The following is a 21328-nucleotide window of genomic DNA, read 5'->3' on the forward strand; positions in this document are numbered from 1 at the left end:
AGCTTTTTATTATATGCTGCGATACAAACAAAAAAGAGACGGACAGGTGCTGCTTTCAATCGGTATTTTAACTACAAGCATTAGTTCACTTGGCTGTTTGGGTTTCTTTTATTTCTTTTATCGTGCTATGGGTGGATAAGAAAGAGCACCAAAAGCAGAGACTTCAGTGAAAGTCTCTGCTTTTTATATGGAAATCTATTGTATAATAGAAAAAAAAGAAATGGATGCAGGAGGGGAAATATGCGAATTGTTTCGCTTTGTCCAAGCAATACAGAACTAATAGCGTATTTAAAATGTGAGCATTTGCTCGTAGCAATTGATGATTATTCCGATTGGCCGCAGTCTATTCAGAGTCTGCCGCGTTTAGGTCCCGATTTATCTATTAATATGGATGCGGTGGAAGAAGCCAAGCCAGATTTAGTCCTAGCTTCACTAAGCGTTCCTGGAATGGAGCGAAATATTGAAGAACTTAAAAAACGAAAGATACCTTACGTCGTATATAATCCTAATTCGCTAGAAGATATCCGTCAAAATCTACAGGATTTAGGCCAGCGATTAAATATTGAAACAAAAGCAGCTGAACTGTTAGAGCGGTATGATCAGTTTCTTTCTACATATAAAGGAATGGCACGTCAAATCGAAAAAACCACTGTATACTGGGAATGGTGGCCAAAACCCGTTTTTACTCCTGGAAAAGCAAACTGGCTGACCGAAATTAGCGCGTTAGCGGGAGGAGAAAATATATTTGCTGATCACAAAGAAGCAAATGTACAGAGTGATTGGGAAGAAGTGCTCAAACGAAATCCACATCACGTGTGTTTGGCTTGGGTAGGCGTACAGACAAACAAAGTAAATCCAACGATTTTACACAAGAGACCGAACTGGTCTGACATGCCGGCCATAAAAGAACATCGTGTATATGTACTAGAAGAATGGCTGTATTGTCGTCCTTCACCCCGATTGCTGTTAGGGTTAAAAAAACTCGCGCCGCTTCTTCATCCAGATACGTTTCCTGCATTTGACGGTAAGGACCCTTTATTATAAGAAAAAGGAGCGATACATATGAAAGATATTGAACAAATAAAACATACCCTTCAACACCGCTATCCTTTTTTACTTGTTGATCGCATCTTAGAGCAAGAAGAAGGAAAGCTTGCTGTAGGAATTAAACAAGTAACAGCAAATGAACCTTTTTTTCAAGGTCACTTCCCGGACTACATGGTAATGCCTGGTGTACTTATTGTGGAGGCTCTTGCTCAGCTCGGCGGATTTGCCATGGCTACGGATGACCACCAAAAAGGAAGACTTGCTTTTTTAGCAGGAATAGATGAATGTCGCTTTAAGCGTCAAGTAAGGCCAGGAGATACACTACGCTTAGAATTTGAGATTCTTAAGCAGCGCGGAAAGATTGTAAAAGGAAAAGGAAAAGCATTTGTAGGCAGCGAATTAGCTTGTGAAGCGGTCATTACCTTTGCTCTTGATGTATAATACAAACGCCTTTGTGAAAAAAGCAGCTGATGTTAGCAAGATGAAAACGACCGATGTAAAAAAGGAAATAATTCAGGATAAAGCGTAGCGAGAAAACCGCCTTATGTCGTAAAAGCGGTTTTTTATGAATACCTTTTTACCTTTTGATAAAAGAAGAAACGGGGTATAGAAGAAAAAAGGGAGAGGGGAGAATGCAGTGAGAACATTAACGGAAGTTGTTGTATTACTCACACTATTGGGTACGTATATAGGCATCTCACTACTTGTCTACAAACGGAAAAGAACGAATCCGTTTTTCTACAGCATTTACTTTTATTTAGCTACCAGCGTCATTTTGATTTGCTTGGTTATCTTTTGGCTTCAGCTTCGTTTTGGACTCACTGATAAGCAAGTAGGAGGATTGCTTATCAGTGTGGTGGCATTCTTTTTACTTATTTATGGTTTGTTAAAAACAAGACAAAAAGACAGGTAGCCGGTGCTATCTGTTTTTATTTATATTTATGTTATATATTTTTATCAATTGTAGTGTCAATTCAATACATCTCTTCATATAATAAAGATAACAGCTTTCTTTTGCAGGTTAGTTGACATCGCAGCTTATAACTCGCTATTCTTTTGATAATTCATTTTGTGAAAGGAAGTGGACGTATGGATGCATCCCGCATTATAGCTAAGTTAGAAAACCGGATGCCGACAATACTTGGGATGGAGCAGTTCTCCCGCTTCGGCATTCTTGTTCCGCTTATTGAAAAACAAGGGGAACTACAAGTCTTATTTGAAGTAAGAGCGCTCGATTTACGTAGACAGCCCGGAGAAATTTGTTTTCCAGGAGGGCGTGTTGAAAAGACGGATGCAGATGAAAAAGAAACGGCTATCCGTGAAACCTCTGAAGAGTTAGGGATTACACCCCAATCTATTCAGCACGTACAAGCTTTAGATTATATTGTTTCTCAATTCGGAACAATCATTTATCCTTATGTAGGTTTCATTGATGAGTCGCTTGAACTTCGACCGAATCCTTCGGAAGTAGCAGAAGTATTTACCGTGCCTCTTTCTTTTTTTCAGCGTACCGAACCTGATATACACAATATTAATTTCAGAGTAGAACCCGAACATAATTTTCCTTATGACGCGATTATTGGTGGTGAAAATTATAATTGGCAAACAAGAGAGATGGAAGAACATTTTTATTACTATGAAGATCGAGTCATATGGGGACTGACAGCAAAAGTAATTTATCATTTAATACATGTATTAAATGATAAATAAAAAGCAGCGAATACGCATTCGCTGCTTTTTTATATTAAATAGACTGAATAGCTTCTGTGATAGGTGTATCACCTGAAACTAAATCAAAAGAACGTCCGAATGTATGATCTTCACTTAACGTTTCTACTACCACACGCGCGACATCTTCACGAGGAATGGATCCGCGCTCTTTGTTCTCACCGGCATCTACACGTCCTGTTCCTGGTTCGTTTAACAATCCGCCTGGACGAACAATTGTATATGTTAATCCGCTTGCTTCTAAGATTTTATCTGCATAATGTTTGGCTACATAGTAAGGAATTAGTGAAGTATTCCAGTTTTCACGGTGATGTGCTTGAAGGGCGCTTACCATCACAAATCGTTTAATTCCTAAATCTTCTGCAGCTTCCATCGCTTTTACTGCTCCATCTAAATCAATTAAAAGTGTCTTATCATGACCTGTGCTGCCGCCTGATCCTGCGCTAAAGATAACGGCGTCACAGCCTTTCATCACTTCCTTAATTTCATGCACAGTGCCTTCTAAGCTTGCAAAAGCCGTTTCTACACATCTTGCTTCAAGCTCTTTTGCTTGTTCTTCTTTACGAACCATCGCACGTACAGTGTGCACATCACTTTCATTCAAAATGTTTACAATATGTTTGCCTACTTGACCATTCGCACCAATTACAAGAACTTTCATGTCTAAATTTGCTCCTTTCAAATCCAAATACTTATATATTATTGTTTCATATTCACCGTTTTCATTCAATGAATGAGCTCAAAATCCGGTGAATAAGGGGAAAGTAAGAAAATATATTAAAAAAATGAAAAACAAGAAATAAAAACTAATTTACAAACAAAAAAAGGAAAAAAATAGTTCATTAAACCCAGTGTCTGAACTGTTTAAATTTTGTAAATCTTTCTCAAACCCTTGGTAATACAACACTTCTTAAAAACAGTATCTCTTTTAACATTTCCCGATACAACCTATATAAACACATTTTGATAATTTTAAACTTTTACTTCGGAAAAATTTTTTGTTATTATGTTTTAGTCATTAAAATATTCACGAACGAAATATTTAGTCCGAGCGGACAAAGGAGAGGATAAAATGAACACATTACAATACTTAGTCGCAGAACGTGCAGAGATTTCTCCTCAACATGAAGCACTAGTTGAACATAATGAACGTTATACATTTAATGAATTTCATGAAAAAGTAAATCAATTGTCTCATTACTTCTTAGAGAAAGGAATTCAAAAAGGAGATCGTATTGGTATTTTAGCTCATACAAGCATTGCTTACCCAGTTGTTACAATGGGGATTTTACAAGTGGGAGCAGTCGTTGTTCCATTAAGTAAGAGCATGACACCTTATGAGCTTGATAGCATTATTACAAGCGGACAGTTAAAAGCGATTATCCACCACAATGAATTTACGTCTGTATTAGAAAAAGCGGAACAAACGGCTGGACTTAGCTTTACGTTAAAAATTGAGGATGCAAAAGAATTTACAACTCAATTCTCAGCGTATAACACAAACACACCAGAAGCACTTCCTGAAGTACTTCCTGAAGATTTAGCATTAATGATGTTTACATCAGGTACAACAGGTAAATCAAAAGGATGTATGATTGCACACGGATCGGTAAGTGCCTTTTTAAACTCTGGCGGACAGGAAGAACGTGCAAATATTGATAAAAGCATGCGCTATTTATTTGTTCATCCATTCTTCCACATGAGTTCGATGAGCATTTTATTTATGTGCATTAACACAGGAAACACAATGGTATGTTCTGAAGAAACAGATCCAGCTAAAGTAATTGAGGTAATCGAAAAAGAAAACATTAAAATGCTGTTTGCACTACCACCAGCATTAAAATACATCGTAGAAGAGCTTGAAAAAGGAGATCACTATGATTTCCCTCTAAAACTTGCTGTGTCAGGCGGAACAAAAGTATCAGAGTCTTTAATCGAACAATATGACCGTAACGGAATGATTTTAGCTCAAGGATACGGAAGCACAGAAGCTTGGATTATCAGTTCATGGCATCCTCAAATGGGATGGAAGAAAGTAAGCTCAGCTGGGAAACCGGCTCCACATGTGGAAGTTAAAATTGTAGACCCAGAAACACGTCAAGAAGTTCCAACTGGAGAAAAAGGTGAAGTGCTTGTACGAAGCCCTTATCTATTTAAAGGCTACTGGCAAAACGAAGAAGCAACAAATGCTGTCTTACAAGATGGCTGGTTAGCGATGGGCGATGCAGGTCGATTAGATGAAGACGGATTTCTTTATATTGAAGGACGCTATAAAGATGTAATTGTATATGGAGGAGACAACATCTACCCAGATCAAGTAGAAGAAGTTGTTCTAGCAGCAGACGGTGTGTTAGAAGCGACAGTTGTCGGCATGCCTGATGATGTGTACGGCGAAGTTCCATATGCATTTGTTGTTAAACAAGCAGCGTCAGCTCTAACTGAAGAAGACGTAGTGAATTTCTGTAAAGAACGACTAGCACCATATAAAGTGCCAACTGTTGTATTTGTTTCATCACTTCCTAAAAACAGTGTAGGAAAAGTGTTGAAAAACGAAGTGAAAAAACAAGCCTTAGCACACGCATAATAAAAAAGCGGCCTTATAGCCGCTTTTTTTATATTTATTGCTGTAATTTTTGAGATATTTTTTTCATAATGTGAAAGTATTGATCTCTTTCTTCTTCTGATAAGTGTGAAAGTAAATCTGACCAAAAATCGACACGAGTAGCTTGCAATATTTCGACAACTTTTTCGCCTTTTTCCGTCAACTCTACCCACACGCTTCGGCGGTTTTGCTTTTTATATATACGATTCACAAGCTCATCATCTTCTAATTGATTTAATACAATGGTGATAGCACCGGGTGAGAGCCCAAGTACTTTTGTGATATCGCTAACAATACAGCTTTTTTTATCGTGAATCGTCTTTAAGATTGCCTCTTTTGTTGAAGTTAAATGGTAGGGAAGCAAATCATATTTCTCACCGATTACGGTGTTTTTATATTTTAAAAGAGCTTCTTTTACATGATCTATACTTTCTAGCTGATGACTAATCTCTTCTTTGCTATAACGTTCAGTCAAGCGTAAATCCTCCTCATAAAACAAATTCCATTTTTACCATTATACCATGTATAATGCCCATAGAAAAATGAACAACACCGCGAAAATTGTCAGAAAAATTTTAAAATAATTACCATAATTCGTTAAAAAATCCTTGTTTTCGTGCTATTATATATAAGAATAGTAATAACAGGAAACGCATACAACATTTGTTTTCTATTGAGTTCATAAGAAAAAATGGGGTCTATGAACATCATTCCGCTTTACCTCATGTGTTGAATAAAGAAAAAAATATAAAAAATGGTGATTATTCACTTTGGCAGATCGTCTTTTATAAGATGTTTGTATAAAATGAATGTATACATATTTTTATAGAAAAAACATATTGAGGTAAAGCCGAGATATGGGGGGATTCAATTACATGAAGAAAGTCTTAGGGGCGCTCTTGCTTGGGGCGACAATTGTTAGTGCGTTTATTGCGTACGGCATGTATACAAATCATTCCGCAAAGCAAACAGCTGCGATAGAACAAAAACAAGCGGCTAAAAAACCAGAAAAAAAGGCTGAGAAAAAGAAAAAGCCAGTCCTTAAAGTCGAAGAACTGACGTATCAGTTAAAAGATTCTCGTACAGGAGAAGTAATGAAAGAATTCAAGCCGGTTCATTACAAGGATAAAGGTGTATATGATCAAGAAATTAAACAGTTAGCGTCTGAGCTGGCAAAAGGGATCGATACACCTATGCAAAACATAAAAATAGATGAAAATGGATCGTTGACTGGCGGATCCAAGCAAATCATCTTAAAAGAAGCAGAACTTGTTAAAAATCTGCAGAACTTAAATACGAAACAATTGGAGGTAAAGGTTCCGATATACGAAACCGCTCCAAATGTCACGGCAGCATCTGCTCAAGGGATCGCCGATGTATCATTAGCTTCGTATTCTACACGTTTTCGTCCAAGTGATACAAGCAGAAACAGAAATGTTCAGCTATCAGCAGAAGCAATTAATAACGTTGTGTTAGGACCAGGAGATTCATTTTCTTATAATCAAACAGTTGGGGAGCGCACAGCAGAAAGAGGCTATCAGCCTGCTCCTGAAATTATCAATAAACAGCTGGTGATGGGAATTGGCGGAGGTATTTGTCAAACATCTTCTACGTTATTTAATGCGATTGACGGCGCTGGTCTTCAAGTGACAGCTAGGTCTCACCATTCAAAACATGTAGGTTATGTACCTGCGGGAAGAGATGCGACCGTATCGTGGGGAGGACCTGATTTTAAGTTCACAAACAACAAAGATTATCCTGTCATCATTAAAGCATATGCAAACGTAAATACAGGTGTTTTAACGGTAGATGTTCGTACTTCACAGCGTGCTATCTAATAAAAAAAGACGTATCCTAACAGATACGTCTTTTTTTCATTTATTATGCTTTTTGTTGCTCTCGTTCACGAAGTTCCACACGTCGAATTTTACCTGAATTAGTTTTTGGTAATTCATCAATAAATTCAATTACGCGAGGATACTTGTAAGGTGCAGTAAGAGTTTTTACGTGATTTTGCAGCTCTTTAATAAACCCTGTATCTGTTGTTTTTACATGATCAACAAGAACAACATACGCTTTTACTACATGGCCGCGATCAGCATCTGGACTAGCTACAACGGCACATTCTTTCACTGCTGGATGCTTAATTAACGCATCTTCAACTTCAAACGGCCCAATTGTATAGCCGGAACTGATAATAATATCATCTCCGCGTCCTTGGAACCAGTAATAGTTCTCTTCATCTTTAGAAGCGCGGTCACCTGTTAAATAGTAGTTTCCTTTATACGTTTTCTCAGTGCGCTCCATGTCTTTATAGTAGTGCTTGAAAAGAGAAGGGAGGTCTCTACGAACGGCAATGTCTCCAACTTCTCCAGGCTCACAAGGCTCGCCGTCTTCATTAATGATTTCTACAAACCCTTCAAGCATTGGTTTACCCATTGAACCAATCTTCGTTTTTACACCTTTTAAGGTACCAATCAAAAGGGTATTTTCCGTTTGGCCGTATCCATCACGTACTTGGATATTAAAATATTTTTTAAACACATTAATTACTTCTTCATTTAGCGGTTCTCCGGCAGATACAGCGCTATGAAGGTGAGACAGGTCAAAACGTTCAAGTTCATCAATTTTAGCCATAAAGCGATACTCTGTTGGCGTGCAGCACAGTACGTTTACTTGTTCATCCTGTAAAATTTCTAAAAACTTTTTAGGTTCAAAACGTCCGTTATAGATAATGCCTGTTGCACCTTGTCCAAGTACAGATAAAAACGGAGTCCAAATCCATTTTTGCCAACCAGGACCTGCTGTTGCCCAGACCGTATCGCCTTTTTTAATATCTAACCATTCAGCAGCAGCGATACGAAGGTGAGCATAAGCCCATCCATGAGTATGAACAACGCCTTTTGGCTGTCCTGTTGTACCAGATGTATAAGGAAGGAATGCCGTATCATCCTTAGTTGTGTTAGCTGCTTGGAACTGTTGTGATGCATCCACTGTAAGTGACTCTAAGCGCGTCCACGACGTAACATCAGCACCAAATGTAATTTTATGTTGTAGAGAAGTAGGGAAGTTTTCAATCTTATCGATCTCATTGCAGAAAGGATGGTAAGAAATAATCGCTTTTGCTTCAGCGTGATGTAAACGATATTGGATATCTTTTGCGCGTAATAGTTCTGAAGAAGGAATTACAATAATACCTGCTTTTAAACATGCTAAGTAAATAGCATACGATTCAATAAGGCGAGGTGCGATAACCAACACGTGATCACCTTTTGTTAATCCTAGCTCCGTTAGCCCGTTTGCCACCTTATTTGCTTTTGCTAACAGCTGGTTATATGTAATTTCCTCACGCACACCGTCAGCGTCCTGCCACTTTAGCGCAAGCTGATCAGATGCATGTTTTTCAATTTCCTCTGTTAAGTTGTAATGTTCACTTGGAACTAAATCTTTTAGTTGAATCATAAAAACGACTCCTTATATTATAGATATCAATGATTTTTTATCATTACTATTATTATATTACTAACTATTAGTACTTGCTACTAATTTGTTTTGGGTTTTAGTAAAAAAGCAAAAAAAAGACCCGCTTGTCTTATTACGACAGCGGGTATAACATATGTTATTTAAATAAGCTCCATTTTGTATGAATAGGTACTAGCTCTTCTTCAGACTCGTCCTCTTCGTATAAACCACGTTCTTTTAAGTATTCCACAAAATATAAGTCTGCTTCCTTACGTTCATCATAAGGCTTAATCGATAAAACAAACCCTACTTTATGCTGATCTTCATTTTCAACGCCTGAGAGATACGCTTTTACATTATGCTGCAAGAATAGCTCTTTAGCGGGAATAATTAAGTCCTTGACGAACTTCGACAGTAATTCTAACTCAAAGTCGAAGGTGAACTTAGCAATTTTTTCTAGATCTGCAAATACCACGCCGATAAAACTCGTATTATGTATTTCGTAGTCTTTCGTTTTTTCATCCCATTCAATATGTCCGATTTCCTTTAAGTAATTAATAAAATACCCAATGCCTTCATCGCGGCCAAAAGGTTGTTTAGAAAGAACCAAACCGATCTTTTTGTACTTGGGCAGATACACGCATGAGATAGCGGCTTCAACTTTATGCTGTTGAAATAAGTGCGTTGCCCCTTGAAGCAAAGCATCTAAGACATGATGGGTAATTTTCATTTGTTTGCGAGGAAAGTGATATTCGTTGCGTGCTAATTCATCTGTATCAGCAAACGTTGCTCCAATAAAGCCTGTATTGGATAGGGTAGGAGGGAGCTTCTTTCTTTTTCTTTTTCGTACCGTCATTCAAAAACACTCCTTGTGATCATCAATACGATAAAAAATAAATCGAACATATGCTCTTGTCTAATGATACAAAAAATGTGTCGAAAAGTAAAGAGAAGTTAACGGAGAATTTGAAATTTTATAATAAAAGTAGCTAATGATCTTAAAACGCAGCGGTCATTAAAAGGTGGAAAAGAAGAGGGGGAGCAAAAAAATAAAAGGCTGCAGATGAAAAGCATCCACAGCCTTTTATATATTCATTAACGAGCTTCTGTTAAAGCTACCATATCTTCATCATCTAAATCGATATCTACGTGACAATCCATTGTGTGAATTGTTTTATCTTCATGATTTCCATAATAAATTGTAATGTTCATGAGTATCGCTCCTTTAAAACTGGATAATGACATCCAATTTATACCGTCATCTATTTGTTTAATATTATACCCGATGAAAAAGGAAACTACAACTAAAATCACTAAAAAGCTGATAGGAAAGGGGTTTATAGTGATTTTAACAAGGAATTAGGTAGAATAAAAATACTTATAACTGTATTTTATTACAGAAAATACGAGGTTTTTACTTTTGTTTATGAATAAAAATCCATTTAATGCAAACATATGTACTAAATGAAAAATATACGTTCAGTAGCAAATAAATCCTTAAGATATTAATTACAAACAGATTTCATCGTTTTGCAAAAGGTTCATTGAGAATACGATGAGAAAAAATGAATGAGTGTAAAATTTAATTTATATAAGTCATTCATTTTTCAAACTCTCTAAATATAATCTAAACATCAATCGAACTGATCAATCCTAAAAATAAACTGGTGAAATTCATATGTATTTCTATAAAATCATATCTGCAATTGTTCAATTAGAACAAATCTTGTTGCTAATTAGTTTAGTGAGTTAGATCATATAAATACGAACCCTATCTCATTTTTAAATTCTGTCTCAATATAACAAGTATACTTTTATAATGAGACAGAATTTGTGTTTTATCAATTGGTTCCTAGAATATATATTATGTAAACTAGAAAAAGAAATAAAATCGTTAGGGTCTCCCTTACTCTTAGATCCTTGGAATACTTTGCTTTTCCTTTAAAGTGTGTAGGTTCCTTTTAAATCAGCTGTTTTTGCTCTCGGGATTTTAATTTTCGGGTTGTAAACAGAACTCTTAAGAATCTACTGAATGACGCGCTTAAGGTCAAATGAATTAAATTATGTACAAGCTATGGATTATATCTTAGAAATGGTTAAAATGGCCGCTCACTTAATCGCAATTGCCTGAATACGCCAGTACGTATCATTTTATATGTAATTAAGTAATTTCCTTATGGTTTATCCTAGAACTTTACAATTTTGCATCACAAGTTTACAGTAGCTATGAATCAGTGTGATAGTAGTTGATTTAATGTAGAAGCGCAAAAAAAGGAAAAAGAATAACTTCTTCCCCTCCATCCGCTTGTCATACAAACTTTTCAAGTTACTAGTTTCAAGGCTTCACTCACTAAGGTATGTTTCCCAATCGTAGTCATGAATTTTGTTAAATTGCCCAAACTCATTTCTTTCGTAAGCACATAGCGGTGTTTCATTTATAAAAGCTAAAATTGAGTCATCAACATTTAAAACAACTCCTAGAGCTACAATTTGAAAATTATCTGGATTACTGTTGAACTCATCTTCTTCGTATCCGCTAAAGATAACCCATCCTGAATCATTCGGTTCATTTGGTTTATCCTTTAACAGAAAATTAAACTCGTTTCTTTCTAAAACATCATTGCTAACTGTTACGAGAGCATTAAAGTAATAGTCCATCTTTTCAGCGTCATCGTCTTCATATTCAGTATCACAAATATGTTCAGTGCCAAAATGCAGGATTTGACCAAGTTTTAAGCTCTTTAAATGATAAGGTTCATTATCAAGCTTTCCAACAAAGTTCTCTTTGTTTCTATCCGTAATTTCCACCCACATTCTTTCTCCTTTGTAACCATCTGTATCTGAATCACTAAAGAAAACTAACTTCACCAGGTCTCCCGCTTTTAATTTATCCGTCACCGCTTTGCTTGGCTTGTAAAATGTATAAGGAGATTCTTTGTTTCTTTTGTAAACGTTATCTAATTGCCAAGGTGTATTATCCTCAATTTTTTTATTGTTAGCATGTTTTTTGAACCAATTTTTCATACAATACATTACCTCTTTGATTTATATAATTTAAATTTCTTTAATTGGATACTGAATTAAAATGGATTCTAACCCTTGAATAAACGCATCTATGTAAGTTAAATCTGTTTCAAATTCAAACTTTAGTTCTGTTCCACAGCCAGCGGGATACTGTATAAACCCATCTACACTAACATTTTTTCTTCCATTCATAGTCAATGTGAAACCAAAATAGGGTTCAGTGGGTTCAAAAAGTACTTTCTTCTGCTTTAAAGCTGAGAATTTCTTTAACTCGTTAAGATAGTACTTTATTGTACGCCCTTCTAAAATAACCTCGTCAATTTCAGCTTTAAATGCAGGAATATTAAATGTAAGATAATTTTTATGCCAATCTGCATCATGGATGTTATCTGCTTCTGGGTACGCGTATGCATAAGTACAAATCTTAAGACAAGAAAGTCCATCCTGTGCAGACAATTCTGCAAACGGATAGTTAGAAAAGTAATTTTGTTCCATGGAAACTCCTTCGTTTTATAAATAAAATTTTTAGATAATCTAAACTTATGTTTTAATACTCTTTTGGGTTCATGATGGTGTAAACTTTTATGTTCTTTTCCTCAATCCCTATAAAATGAGCTTTTTGCCTTGTATCTAGCCCTCTAAGGGTTCCGCTTAACTTACCTATTTTTTTAAAACTACTCTCTCCTGCTTTCCAACTGTATAATGCTCCTCCCTTATTGTATGGACTGTAAAAATAGCTATATTCTCCTCTAATACTTATTGCTTGTGATCCATGTAACGTTTCAGGAGTTTGATGTACAATGAAGGAATTTTTCTCGGGATTTACTTGAATTAACTCAAAATCTGTATATGGATATAGCCAAAGTGTCATATTTTTACCTCTGCAAATTGCATAGCAATCTGCAATGGACGGAGCATCTGGTAAATGAGAATGATATTGAAAAGTTGGTGAACCTGTATTATCAAATAATACTAACCCTTCTGTTGATATCCCTTCACCAAAAACGCCTTCGTCAAAATAGCTGCACCATATTCCATCTTTACTAACAGCTATGTCTTGTACAGCATCTCCACAATAAAATGACCGAATGACTTCTCCAGCAATATTCATAATAAAAAGATTGTGCTCTTCTCCCTTGGTTCTGGCATTCATTATCAAAAAATGCTTATAATCAATCCATCTGACAAAAGGATAGTTTATTTTTAAACGTGGATAAAGTGTAGTACCGTTTACAGACAGTTCGAATTTATTATGAGGTTTTTGAACTAAGACTAGTCCATATTCATCTCTATAATCTGCATCAATAATAGTTAAATAAGTGTCATCAGGTTCAATACTAAAAATAGTCGCCGCTTCAATGTTCAAACTTGGTCACTCCTTATATTATAAAAAAGAAAAGTAAATCTACTGTTTTTCTAACAAGTCTTCTAATTCTGTCAATAAATCATACGGGTCGACTTCTAACCCAATTAACTTGGCATTCCAGTTAACACCAACTAACAAATCGTCGTCATTCATTCCGTATAGCCAATTATCCATAAATTCCTCCAACGGTATAGATGCTGATTTATAATGTGACCATCCTTCTACTGCACATTGCTTTGCATATGCTTCATCCGACCAAAAAAGCATAACGACTGTCTTTTCATATTTATTCGATTCACATACGCACCAGCCGTCTTCACTTTTTAATCCCCAGACCACAGTGCTTTCTGAAACTCTTTTAACAAAATTTGCGTAGCGTCTCTTCGAATTTACAGTTAGGTCAAGTTCCATTGCTAATCTCCTCGTTTCCTTGTTATGTTTTTAAGCAATAAAATATCCCTGATAACTTTAATTACTTTCTGCTGCCACTGCCTCCTGCTTTAACTGAATAATCCTAACTAACTTTATTTAGGTGATTATGGTAATATAAGTCTATCATAGGTTATCACCAAAATAGGTTATTTACCTTTTAAAATAGCTGATTTATCTAATTACTAGATAGAAAGGAATTAAAAGCATGTCAAACAATGAAGATAAATATGAATACACAGAATCAGGGGATGTTTTATACACTCATAAAGGTTCAGGTAAGGATTTTGATCCAAATGTTGACATAGATGAAGAAGCAAGAGAGATTATGGAAGCTCATATTGAACGTTATTTTGGACCTATTTATATGGTCTATCATGAAATTATGTCTCATCTTGTACATGTAGATGTCTATCATATTGCACCTAGTGAAGAACGTCCTTACCATACGCTTATTACTCAAGGAATGAGTGATAAGGCAATGAATACTCCGCCAGAAGTCGAAGGTGGTCGTTATACTGAACTCCTTTGTTTTTTACCACCAGAATGGGACCTTTCAAAAGAAGGATTTAAGCAAGAAGAAATATATTGGCCAATTGAAAATTTAAAATTTTTAGCTCGCTTCCCCCATGAATTAGATACATGGGTAGGGTTTGGCCACACGATTCAAAATGACAACCCAATTAAACCATTTAGCTCTAATACAAAGCTTTGTGCTTCTCTTTTACTCCCTCCACTAACTGAAGAAGAAGCCTGGAGCGTTCATATCCGTGAAGGAAAAGATGTTGAGTTCTATAATGTACTTCCTCTTTACGAAAGTGAAATGAACTATAAAATGAAGCGTGGAACTGATAAGCTACTTGATAAATTTGATAAACACGGCATCAGCCAAATATATGACATTCATCGTAAAAACGTATGTAAAAAAATGTGGTTCTAAAAAAGCCTACTTAGTCAAGTAGGCTTTTACCATGTTACCGTTGTTTATTATTTTTCAATTCTCTTTTTAGTTTTCATATCAAATTTGGCTAACACCTGTTTTTCTTGCTTGACAACTAAAACTCCATCTAAAAGTTGTAGTTCTAGCTTTTTTAACTGTTGGTCAGATGCTTTCAAAGGAGAAGCTTGCTCTTTATTAGTTGAACCTTTAAACCCTAAATCATAATTCAAAGTAAAATTTCCTTGTTCATTATATTTGAGAATGCTAGGAGACGAAAAACCATATCCCAGTCCAGACCTATCTTGATTATCATCAGGATTAAATACATTGAAGCCAACGCTCTCTTCTAGTGCATTTTTTAATGGTATATGAGGCTGAATTTCCATTTCAATTCCTTTGTCCGGATGTTCTTTCCCAACGCGTTTTTTACCTGTGTTTTTTAAGTCGATTTCGTAATATAAACTAGTAGGCACGAGCTCTTTTCCTTTGTCTTTTCCTTCTGTGATAATGGTTGAACCAACTAAACGTTTATCCGTAACAATCGATACATCCACTTTCACAAGTTCAAGGTGATTTCCTAACTCGTGAGCATCTTTTTTACTTAGTCCGCTCGTTTTATCCACAGGTGGAGAGGGATTTTGGCAAGCGGTCGTGAGTAGAAAGAGAGCAAGCAGTGCGAATATATAACGTTTTTTCATCTGATTTCTCCTTTTGTGCATAATTTAGAAATATATTCTATGAAATTATACCTTAAAAAAGAAGCAACTCCCTTTTAGTTAGGAACGCTTCTTTTAATAAACCTTTTTTCTTTTTATTAGTAACCATCTACCGTAACATCAGTAATTGACCCATCACTAGGACTTACTTGATACCAACCTTGTGTAGCTGTATGTTCCTCTCCTGTATCTTCATTATCCACAACATTTTCATAAACATGGATAATATAGTTTCCTGAGTCGTCAAGGTGATCGTATTCTACAAGAAGAGGTGAATCTTCAGATATGCCTTGTTGGTCACGAACTAGCTGGATAGCTTGCTCTTGGGAAACTGTTTGTTCGGCTGGTTCCTCTTCCTCAAGGGTTTCTGTATCTTCTTCTTGCTCTGATTCTGATTCTGTTTGCGCCTCATCTTCCGAATCAGCCTGAGCTTCTTCCTCATCCGCTTTTGCCTGAGCTTCCTCTTCCTCCTGCTGTTTCTTCTCTTCTTCTGCTAAACGTTCTTCTTCCGCTTTGCGATCTGCTTCTGCCTGAGCTTCAGCTTCTGCATCAGCCTTGGCCTGCGCCTCTTCTTCTTTTTGTCGGTCTTCTTCTAGCTGCGCGTAGTAATCATCTAATTCTTTTTCCATTTGCTGCTGCTCAAGGTCTGATAATTGCTTTTGTTGTTCTTGTATTTGGTTTTGAAGCAAAGCAATTTGTTCTTCTGAAGCATTATCAACAAAATTGATGTTTTCTACATAATCACCACTGGCGTCAAAATTAACTTCCATCATACAAAAAACATTTTGCTCTTGATTAATCCCGTAGTAAATATACTGATTGTCACCTACTTGGATATACTGATAACCATTCATTACGTTTAATAAGTAATCGCGATCAGCTTCTTTAGAATTAACGGCTTTTTTAATGGTTGATGCTTTTGTTTGTAATGTATTTGGCGATGATTCTTTTACAGCCGTTTTGTTGCCGTTTTCTTTCGTATGAACCGCTGTTGATTTCTCTGCAGACTCTTCTTTTTGCGATACCGTTTCACTGGACTCATCACTACACCCTGCTAGCAATACGGCTAACAACGGAATACCAAAAGCAACTTTCAACATTTTCATAGACTATTATCCCCTTTTTTTATCTTTTTTTAGGTTTTATATAATTCTAAAGAACTATAAAACCTTAGGGGTTATTATACCAAAATTAAGAAAATATAAGAATATTTTCTTGTTTGATTTATGGTATTTTTTTGAAAAGATTATCTTTTTATGCATAAAAAAACACAAAGCCATGTACTTTTCATAACACGGCTTTGTGTGTTCGTAATCGATGTTAATGATGAAATCCATTGTCGTATTTCGTGTCTTTAAGAACAGGTCTATCCAATGAGTTAAGAAATTCAACGGCTTGTTTGAAATTAACCATAAATAAATGAGCAAGGTCTCTTGAAAATCCATTTCTAACAACAATGCGCATGATTGTGATTTCTTCCATGTCTGCTGGGAGTGGATAAGCAGGCACTTGCCATCCATACGTGCGCAGTTGTCTAGACAGGTCATAAAGAGTCCAGTTTGGCGTGTATCCTTCTTTTAGTTTCCAAGCAAGAACCGGGATATCTGAACCATCGGCGATAATTTCGAATGCGTCCATTTCTCCAATTTCTTTGCTGAGAAACAGCGCGTTTTCTTGGGAGGTTTTTTGCACGGCATAATAGCCCTCTTTACCTAAACGTAAGAAATTGTAGTACTGTAAAAGGACTTGTGCTCCTGGTCTAGAGAAGTTAAGTGCAAAAGTTGGCATGTTGCCTCCTAAGTAAGAAACGCGGAAAATAAGATCTTCAGGCAAGTCTTCTTTTTCTCTCCAAATCACCCATCCTAAGCCAGGATAGACTAAACCGTACTTGTGTCCCGATACGTTAATGGACTTTACTCGCGGCAAGCGGAAATCCCAGATAAGGTCTGGTTGAAGAAACGGAGCGATAAAACCTCCAGAAGCAGCGTCTACGTGGATAGGAATATCTAACCCTGTTTTCTCCTGTAACTCATCCAATGCTTTTGCGATAGCAGCAATTGGTTCGTAAACTCCTGTATATGTGACTCCAAGAATCGGTACGACACCAATTGTATTTTCATCAACCGCATTAATGACGCCTTCTGCATCTAAATAAGGATGATCTTCATTAATGTTCACATAACGAGGCTCTACGTCCCAATAGTTTGCGAATTTCTCCCATACCACTTGAACGGATGAACTAAATACAATGTTCGGCCGTTCTGTTGATAGCCCTTTACTTTTACGCAGTTTTTGCCAGCGTCTTTTTAACGCAAGTCCGCCAAGCATACATGCTTCAGATGAACCCGTAGTTGAAACGCCCATCGTTGTATCTGGATTAGGAGAATTCCACAAATCCGCTAAAATACGTACGCATCTCTCTTCAATAGCCGCTGTCTGCGGATACTCATCTTTATCAATCATATTTTTATCAAAAGATTCGCCGTACAAACGCTTTGCATCAGGCTCCATCCACGTAGTAACAAAGGTAGCTAAATTTAAGCGGGCATTCCCGTCTAAAGCAATTTCATCATGAATGATTTGATAAGCTGTTTCGGGAAGCATACCTTGATCACTAATACGAAGCCTTGGAATCGTCACTTCTCCTTGTCGAGAAAAAAGCGGATTAACAGGAAATTCATCAGGTAAATTTTTTTGTTCACGATGCGGATGCCATTGAGGCATAAAGTATCATCTCCTTATGTATATCTAACAAATTGCTTTACGTTCCACCTGGTGTTGTAACAAGCAGGTCTCCTTTACACATTATGAGCTTTGAAACCTATTTTCATTCTTTTCATTATTCGCAGCACGTAAGGACGAACTTTATTTAATAATACCCATGAAAATAGTCTTATCAAACTCAAAAGGTGTAAGATATGGTAATATATTCTAAAGGAGGTTTTTAGATGGAGAAACAAGGAATTATTTTGCAAGACAAGTTTTTCGAATTAGGTGAATCTCCTATTTATAATGAATCACAAGACATTGTTGGAAATGTCGCATATAAGTTATCTATTGCTAATAAATTTGAGATTTTGAAAAACGAAGAGACCGTGTTTACAGGTAAATCTAAAATGTTTGCCCTTATGCCAAAGCTGATTATTTCAGATCACCACGGAAATGAAGTTGGAATGATTCAACGGAAATTCACTTTTTTTAAAAAGAAGTATCTTTATATTAGAAACGACGGCGATACATATGAAATTACGGGGAATATAACAGATCGTAAATTTGACGTTTTGCGTTCCGGCGTTCCTGTCATTCAAGTCCGCACACTTTCTTCGTTTCTGTCATTACGTCCACACACGTTTGCTTTAGAATTTCTCGAACCTGATCTTGATAAGTGGGAAGGAATTGCGGTTGTACAAGGTGTAAGGATGATGGTAAAAGACGAAAACAGCAGTACAGCTACTGCTCCGGCTCAATAGTGGTTATGTGATATCAAAAAACGAACAAACTTTATATTGAAGTTTGTTCGTTTTTTGATTAAGGACCGAATACTAACGTACCGATGACATGGTAGCCAATTGGTACAAGAAACAAGATGATATTTAAAATAATCGCCCATAGACAGAGCTTGTCTTTTTTTATAAAAAAACCAATAATTGCAGGAACAACCATGAGCGGAACTAAAAAGATAGGTGCGATAATAGGAAGGCCTTGAAGCTTTTCAGCCGCAACAAGTCCTGTAAAAAAGTTAAGGATCAATAAAGTATTAATAATAACATATAAAAGTGAAATTCCTCCAAGAACCCCACCTATTATCCCGCTTTTAGTTGTTTTAACAGTAGCATCCACGTTTCTATCACCTCATTTTTTAGAAATATAAGTAAACTATACTATAATGTGGTTTTTATTGTAAAGGTAAGGTATGGAGAAAAAGCACTGTAGCAATTGCTACAGTGCTTGTTATAAACAGTGCATTTTTTCTTCTGCTTCTTTCCAAGGAACCGTATATCCCTGTCCTTTGGCGCAAAAGACAGAGGATGAGCTGTATTCCGGATCTGCCTCTTTATTGTAGCGGATTCGTTCAATAACTTCTTCTTCATTATGACAACGTTCATACCCTCCGAATAATAGAGACATCGCTCCTTTTCCGTGCGTAAAAGATGCTAGCGTCGAACCGTAGTTCATAAAAGTAGCAACAGGAACTTTCCCTGTAATAATCGCTTTGTTTTCGGTTGTTACAGGAGAATCAAAGCGGCCGTGTGCGCTTTGAACATCAGCTAATACCCTCCCCATTTGATCAATATCCACTTTAATTTTAAAGTCATAATACGGTTCTAGCACAATACTTTTGGCTTTTTCTAACCCTTGTCGTAATGCTCGGTACGTTGCTTCTCTAAAATCTCCACCGCTTGTATGCTTGTTGTGAGCTCGTCCGGTACATAACGTCACTTTTAAATCAGTAATAGGCGACCCCGTTAGCAAACCGTGATGCGGCTTTTCAAATATATGCTGACGGACTAGATTTTGATACCCAACGGATAAATCATCGGCGTGACAAGCATTTTCAAAGGTAATTCCGCTGTTTCGTTCCGCTGCTTCTATTTTCAAGTGAACTTCTGCATAGTGTTTCAACGGTTCAAAATGCCCGTAGCCCATCACTGTATTTTCAATGGATTCTTTGTACAAAATTTCTGGTTCTTCAAACTGTACGTTTATATTAAAACGTTCTTTTATCAGTTTTTCAAGAACTTCAAGCTGAATGGCTCCCATCACATGAATATGAAGCTCTTGAGCCCTTTCTTCCCACGTCACATGTAAAGAAGGATCTTCGGCATCTAATAGTTGAAAAAGTTTAATTCCTTCTTTTGGATGAACAGAAGGCTCAAAAACAACTTTTGATTTTAACGTAGGCAAAAGTTCGTAGGAGCGGCTTTCTTTTAACGTTCCAAGACCGTCTCCAACGGATGCTGAAGTCAATCCTGTAACTGCAAAAAGTTCGCCGGCTGAACCTTCATTTACGTTTTTAAATGTGCTTCCGTTATAAGCACGAATTTGAGTGATTTTTTCTTCGTATAGCTCTCCGTTTTTTTCATAAGCCACTTCATCACGCACTTGCAGTGTCCCGCTTAGAGCTTTGATAAACGTGATGCGCATGCCGTTTTCATCGTGCCGAATTTTATATACACGCCCTGAAAATGCTTCTTCCTGCGAGTAGTGAGTTTCTGATAGCAAATCGAGCTTTTCTAAAAAACTTTCAATACCGATGTCTTGCAAAGCTGAGCCACAAGCACACGGGAAAATCTGATTGGCTTGAATAAGCTTTTGCATAGCCGCTTTCCAATAAGCTTGATCATTCTTGCCTTCCATAAATGCATCCAAAAGCTCTTCATCTTTTTCAGCTATAAATTCAATAAGTTCCTCACTTAACGAACCATCTATAAGATCTGATGTTATGTCAAAAACATCAGCGGTTAAGTTATGTTTAATATCGTTTATAACACGTTCAGGATCTGCTCCTACACGATCAATTTTATTGATGAAAAAGAATACGGGCACACGATGTTTTTGAAGCAGCTGCCAAACCGTTTCTGTATGGCCTTCAACTCCTTCTACTGCACTTAAGATAACAATCGCATAGTCCATCACTTGAATAGAACGTTCCATTTCAGGTGAAAAATCGACGTGGCCAGGCGTATCAATTAAATAATAAGTAGAACCGTTATATGAAAAAGTTCCTTGATCAGCAAATACCGTAATGCCCCGTTCTTTCTCAATCGTATGAGTATCAAGAAACGAGTCTTTGTGGTCAACTCTTCCTCGCTGTTTAATACTTTTTGTGTGGTAAAGAAGCTGCTCCGAAAACGTAGTCTTCCCTGCATCCACATGCGCTGCAATACCGATTGTTTTGTTAGATTGTTTCATTGTTAAATACCACCTTACTGCTGTATGTATCGCTGTTACTTTCTATTTTATAATAATCGTAAGAAAAAGTGGACGACAAAGGCCTAAAACTGCTCACATCA

General features: G+C 36.6%; 21 protein-coding genes. 8 read left to right on the forward strand and 13 right to left on the reverse strand.

Going from position 1 to position 21328, the window contains the following annotated elements; all coding sequences use genetic code 11:
• The first annotated feature begins 240 nt into the window (after window positions 1-240).
• The 4 genes from MKX72_RS12255 to MKX72_RS12270 all read left to right on the forward strand — a co-directional run bounded on the left by MKX72_RS12255 (window position 241) and on the right by MKX72_RS12270 (window position 2757).
• Window positions 241-1044 (forward strand): cobalamin-binding protein, encoded by an 804-nt coding sequence (locus MKX72_RS12255; RefSeq protein ID WP_048020818.1) that lies wholly within the window; start codon window positions 241-243, stop codon window positions 1042-1044.
• 18 nt (window positions 1045-1062) lie between these two features.
• Complete coding sequence (gene fabZ / locus MKX72_RS12260) at window positions 1063-1488, forward strand: 3-hydroxyacyl-ACP dehydratase FabZ (protein ID WP_033579045.1); 426 nt, start codon at window positions 1063-1065, stop codon at window positions 1486-1488.
• A gap of 196 nt (window positions 1489-1684) precedes the next feature.
• Window positions 1685-1960, forward strand: coding sequence for a hypothetical protein (locus MKX72_RS12265; RefSeq protein ID WP_014459988.1), 276 nt, complete (start codon window positions 1685-1687; stop codon window positions 1958-1960).
• Window positions 1961-2136: 176 nt separating this feature from the next.
• Complete coding sequence (locus tag MKX72_RS12270; RefSeq protein WP_033579046.1) at window positions 2137-2757, forward strand: NUDIX hydrolase; 621 nt, start codon at window positions 2137-2139, stop codon at window positions 2755-2757.
• A 34-nt stretch (window positions 2758-2791) separates the two neighbouring features.
• Here the strand turns inward: MKX72_RS12270 and MKX72_RS12275 are convergent, their stop codons facing one another.
• Window positions 2792-3436 carry an SDR family oxidoreductase gene (locus MKX72_RS12275; RefSeq protein ID WP_155008103.1) on the reverse strand — a complete coding sequence of 215 codons (645 nt, stop codon included), beginning with the start codon at window positions 3434-3436 and terminating at the stop codon, window positions 2792-2794.
• Between the two features lie 411 nt (window positions 3437-3847).
• Between MKX72_RS12275 and MKX72_RS12280 the strand changes: the two genes are divergently transcribed.
• Entirely contained in the window at window positions 3848-5359 is a 1512-nt protein-coding gene (locus MKX72_RS12280; RefSeq protein WP_033579047.1) for a class I adenylate-forming enzyme family protein, read from the forward strand.
• Between the two features lie 34 nt (window positions 5360-5393).
• On the opposite strand, the gene MKX72_RS12285 is transcribed toward MKX72_RS12280, so the two are convergent.
• Window positions 5394-5852, reverse strand: coding sequence for a MarR family winged helix-turn-helix transcriptional regulator (locus MKX72_RS12285; RefSeq protein WP_013057155.1), 459 nt, complete (start codon window positions 5850-5852; stop codon window positions 5394-5396).
• Window positions 5853-6252: 400 nt separating this feature from the next.
• On the opposite strand from MKX72_RS12285, the gene MKX72_RS12290 reads away from it, so the two are divergent.
• A complete protein-coding gene (locus MKX72_RS12290) occupies window positions 6253-7215 on the forward strand; it encodes a VanW family protein (RefSeq protein ID WP_033579048.1) in 963 nt (320 codons plus the stop codon).
• 43 nt (window positions 7216-7258) lie between these two features.
• Here MKX72_RS12290 and mbcS read toward each other — a convergent pair whose 3' ends face one another.
• The 6 genes from mbcS to MKX72_RS12320 all read right to left on the reverse strand — a co-directional run bounded on the left by mbcS (window position 7259) and on the right by MKX72_RS12320 (window position 13640).
• Window positions 7259-8839, reverse strand: coding sequence for an acyl-CoA synthetase MbcS (gene mbcS / locus MKX72_RS12295; protein WP_155008102.1), 1581 nt, complete (start codon window positions 8837-8839; stop codon window positions 7259-7261).
• Between the two features lie 157 nt (window positions 8840-8996).
• Window positions 8997-9695, reverse strand: a complete 699-nt coding sequence (locus MKX72_RS12300; protein WP_014459981.1) for a hypothetical protein — start codon at window positions 9693-9695, stop codon at window positions 8997-8999.
• Between the two features lie 1487 nt (window positions 9696-11182).
• Window positions 11183-11863, reverse strand: coding sequence for an immunity protein Imm33 domain-containing protein (locus tag MKX72_RS12305; protein ID WP_098112644.1), 681 nt, complete (start codon window positions 11861-11863; stop codon window positions 11183-11185).
• A 30-nt stretch (window positions 11864-11893) separates the two neighbouring features.
• Window positions 11894-12358, reverse strand: a complete 465-nt coding sequence (locus MKX72_RS12310; protein ID WP_155008101.1) for a WapI family immunity protein — start codon at window positions 12356-12358, stop codon at window positions 11894-11896.
• Window positions 12359-12410: 52 nt separating this feature from the next.
• Entirely contained in the window at window positions 12411-13229 is an 819-nt protein-coding gene (locus tag MKX72_RS12315) for a TetR family transcriptional regulator (RefSeq protein WP_155008100.1), read from the reverse strand.
• 39 nt (window positions 13230-13268) lie between these two features.
• Entirely contained in the window at window positions 13269-13640 is a 372-nt protein-coding gene (locus MKX72_RS12320) for a DUF2750 domain-containing protein (RefSeq protein ID WP_155008099.1), read from the reverse strand.
• A 226-nt stretch (window positions 13641-13866) separates the two neighbouring features.
• Here MKX72_RS12320 and MKX72_RS12325 point away from each other — a divergent pair, with 226 nt between their 5' ends.
• A complete protein-coding gene (locus MKX72_RS12325; RefSeq protein ID WP_098626527.1) occupies window positions 13867-14598 on the forward strand; it encodes a suppressor of fused domain protein in 732 nt (243 codons plus the stop codon).
• 47 nt (window positions 14599-14645) lie between these two features.
• Here the strand turns inward: MKX72_RS12325 and MKX72_RS12330 are convergent, their stop codons facing one another.
• The 3 genes from MKX72_RS12330 to MKX72_RS12340 form a co-directional block, all read right to left on the reverse strand.
• Window positions 14646-15296 carry a hypothetical protein gene (locus MKX72_RS12330; protein ID WP_098112648.1) on the reverse strand — a complete coding sequence of 217 codons (651 nt, stop codon included), beginning with the start codon at window positions 15294-15296 and terminating at the stop codon, window positions 14646-14648.
• A 116-nt stretch (window positions 15297-15412) separates the two neighbouring features.
• A complete protein-coding gene (locus MKX72_RS12335; RefSeq protein WP_155008098.1) occupies window positions 15413-16420 on the reverse strand; it encodes a hypothetical protein in 1008 nt (335 codons plus the stop codon).
• Between the two features lie 214 nt (window positions 16421-16634).
• Window positions 16635-18038 (reverse strand): glutamate decarboxylase, encoded by a 1404-nt coding sequence (locus MKX72_RS12340; RefSeq protein ID WP_033579053.1) that lies wholly within the window; start codon window positions 18036-18038, stop codon window positions 16635-16637.
• A 224-nt stretch (window positions 18039-18262) separates the two neighbouring features.
• On the opposite strand from MKX72_RS12340, the gene MKX72_RS12345 reads away from it, so the two are divergent.
• Window positions 18263-18784, forward strand: a complete 522-nt coding sequence (locus MKX72_RS12345) for a hypothetical protein (protein ID WP_034266323.1) — start codon at window positions 18263-18265, stop codon at window positions 18782-18784.
• A 58-nt stretch (window positions 18785-18842) separates the two neighbouring features.
• On the opposite strand, the gene MKX72_RS12350 is transcribed toward MKX72_RS12345, so the two are convergent.
• Together MKX72_RS12350 and MKX72_RS12355 are read right to left on the reverse strand one after the other, a co-directional pair.
• Window positions 18843-19154 (reverse strand): hypothetical protein, encoded by a 312-nt coding sequence (locus MKX72_RS12350; RefSeq protein ID WP_047750914.1) that lies wholly within the window; start codon window positions 19152-19154, stop codon window positions 18843-18845.
• Window positions 19155-19265: 111 nt separating this feature from the next.
• Window positions 19266-21227, reverse strand: coding sequence for a GTP-binding protein (locus tag MKX72_RS12355; protein ID WP_155008097.1), 1962 nt, complete (start codon window positions 21225-21227; stop codon window positions 19266-19268).
• Window positions 21228-21328: the final 101 nt, after the last annotated feature.

The sequence above is a fragment of the Priestia sp. FSL R5-0597 genome, from assembly GCF_038006305.1.
Taxonomy (GTDB): Bacteria; Bacillota; Bacilli; order Bacillales; family Bacillaceae_H; genus Priestia; species Priestia zanthoxyli.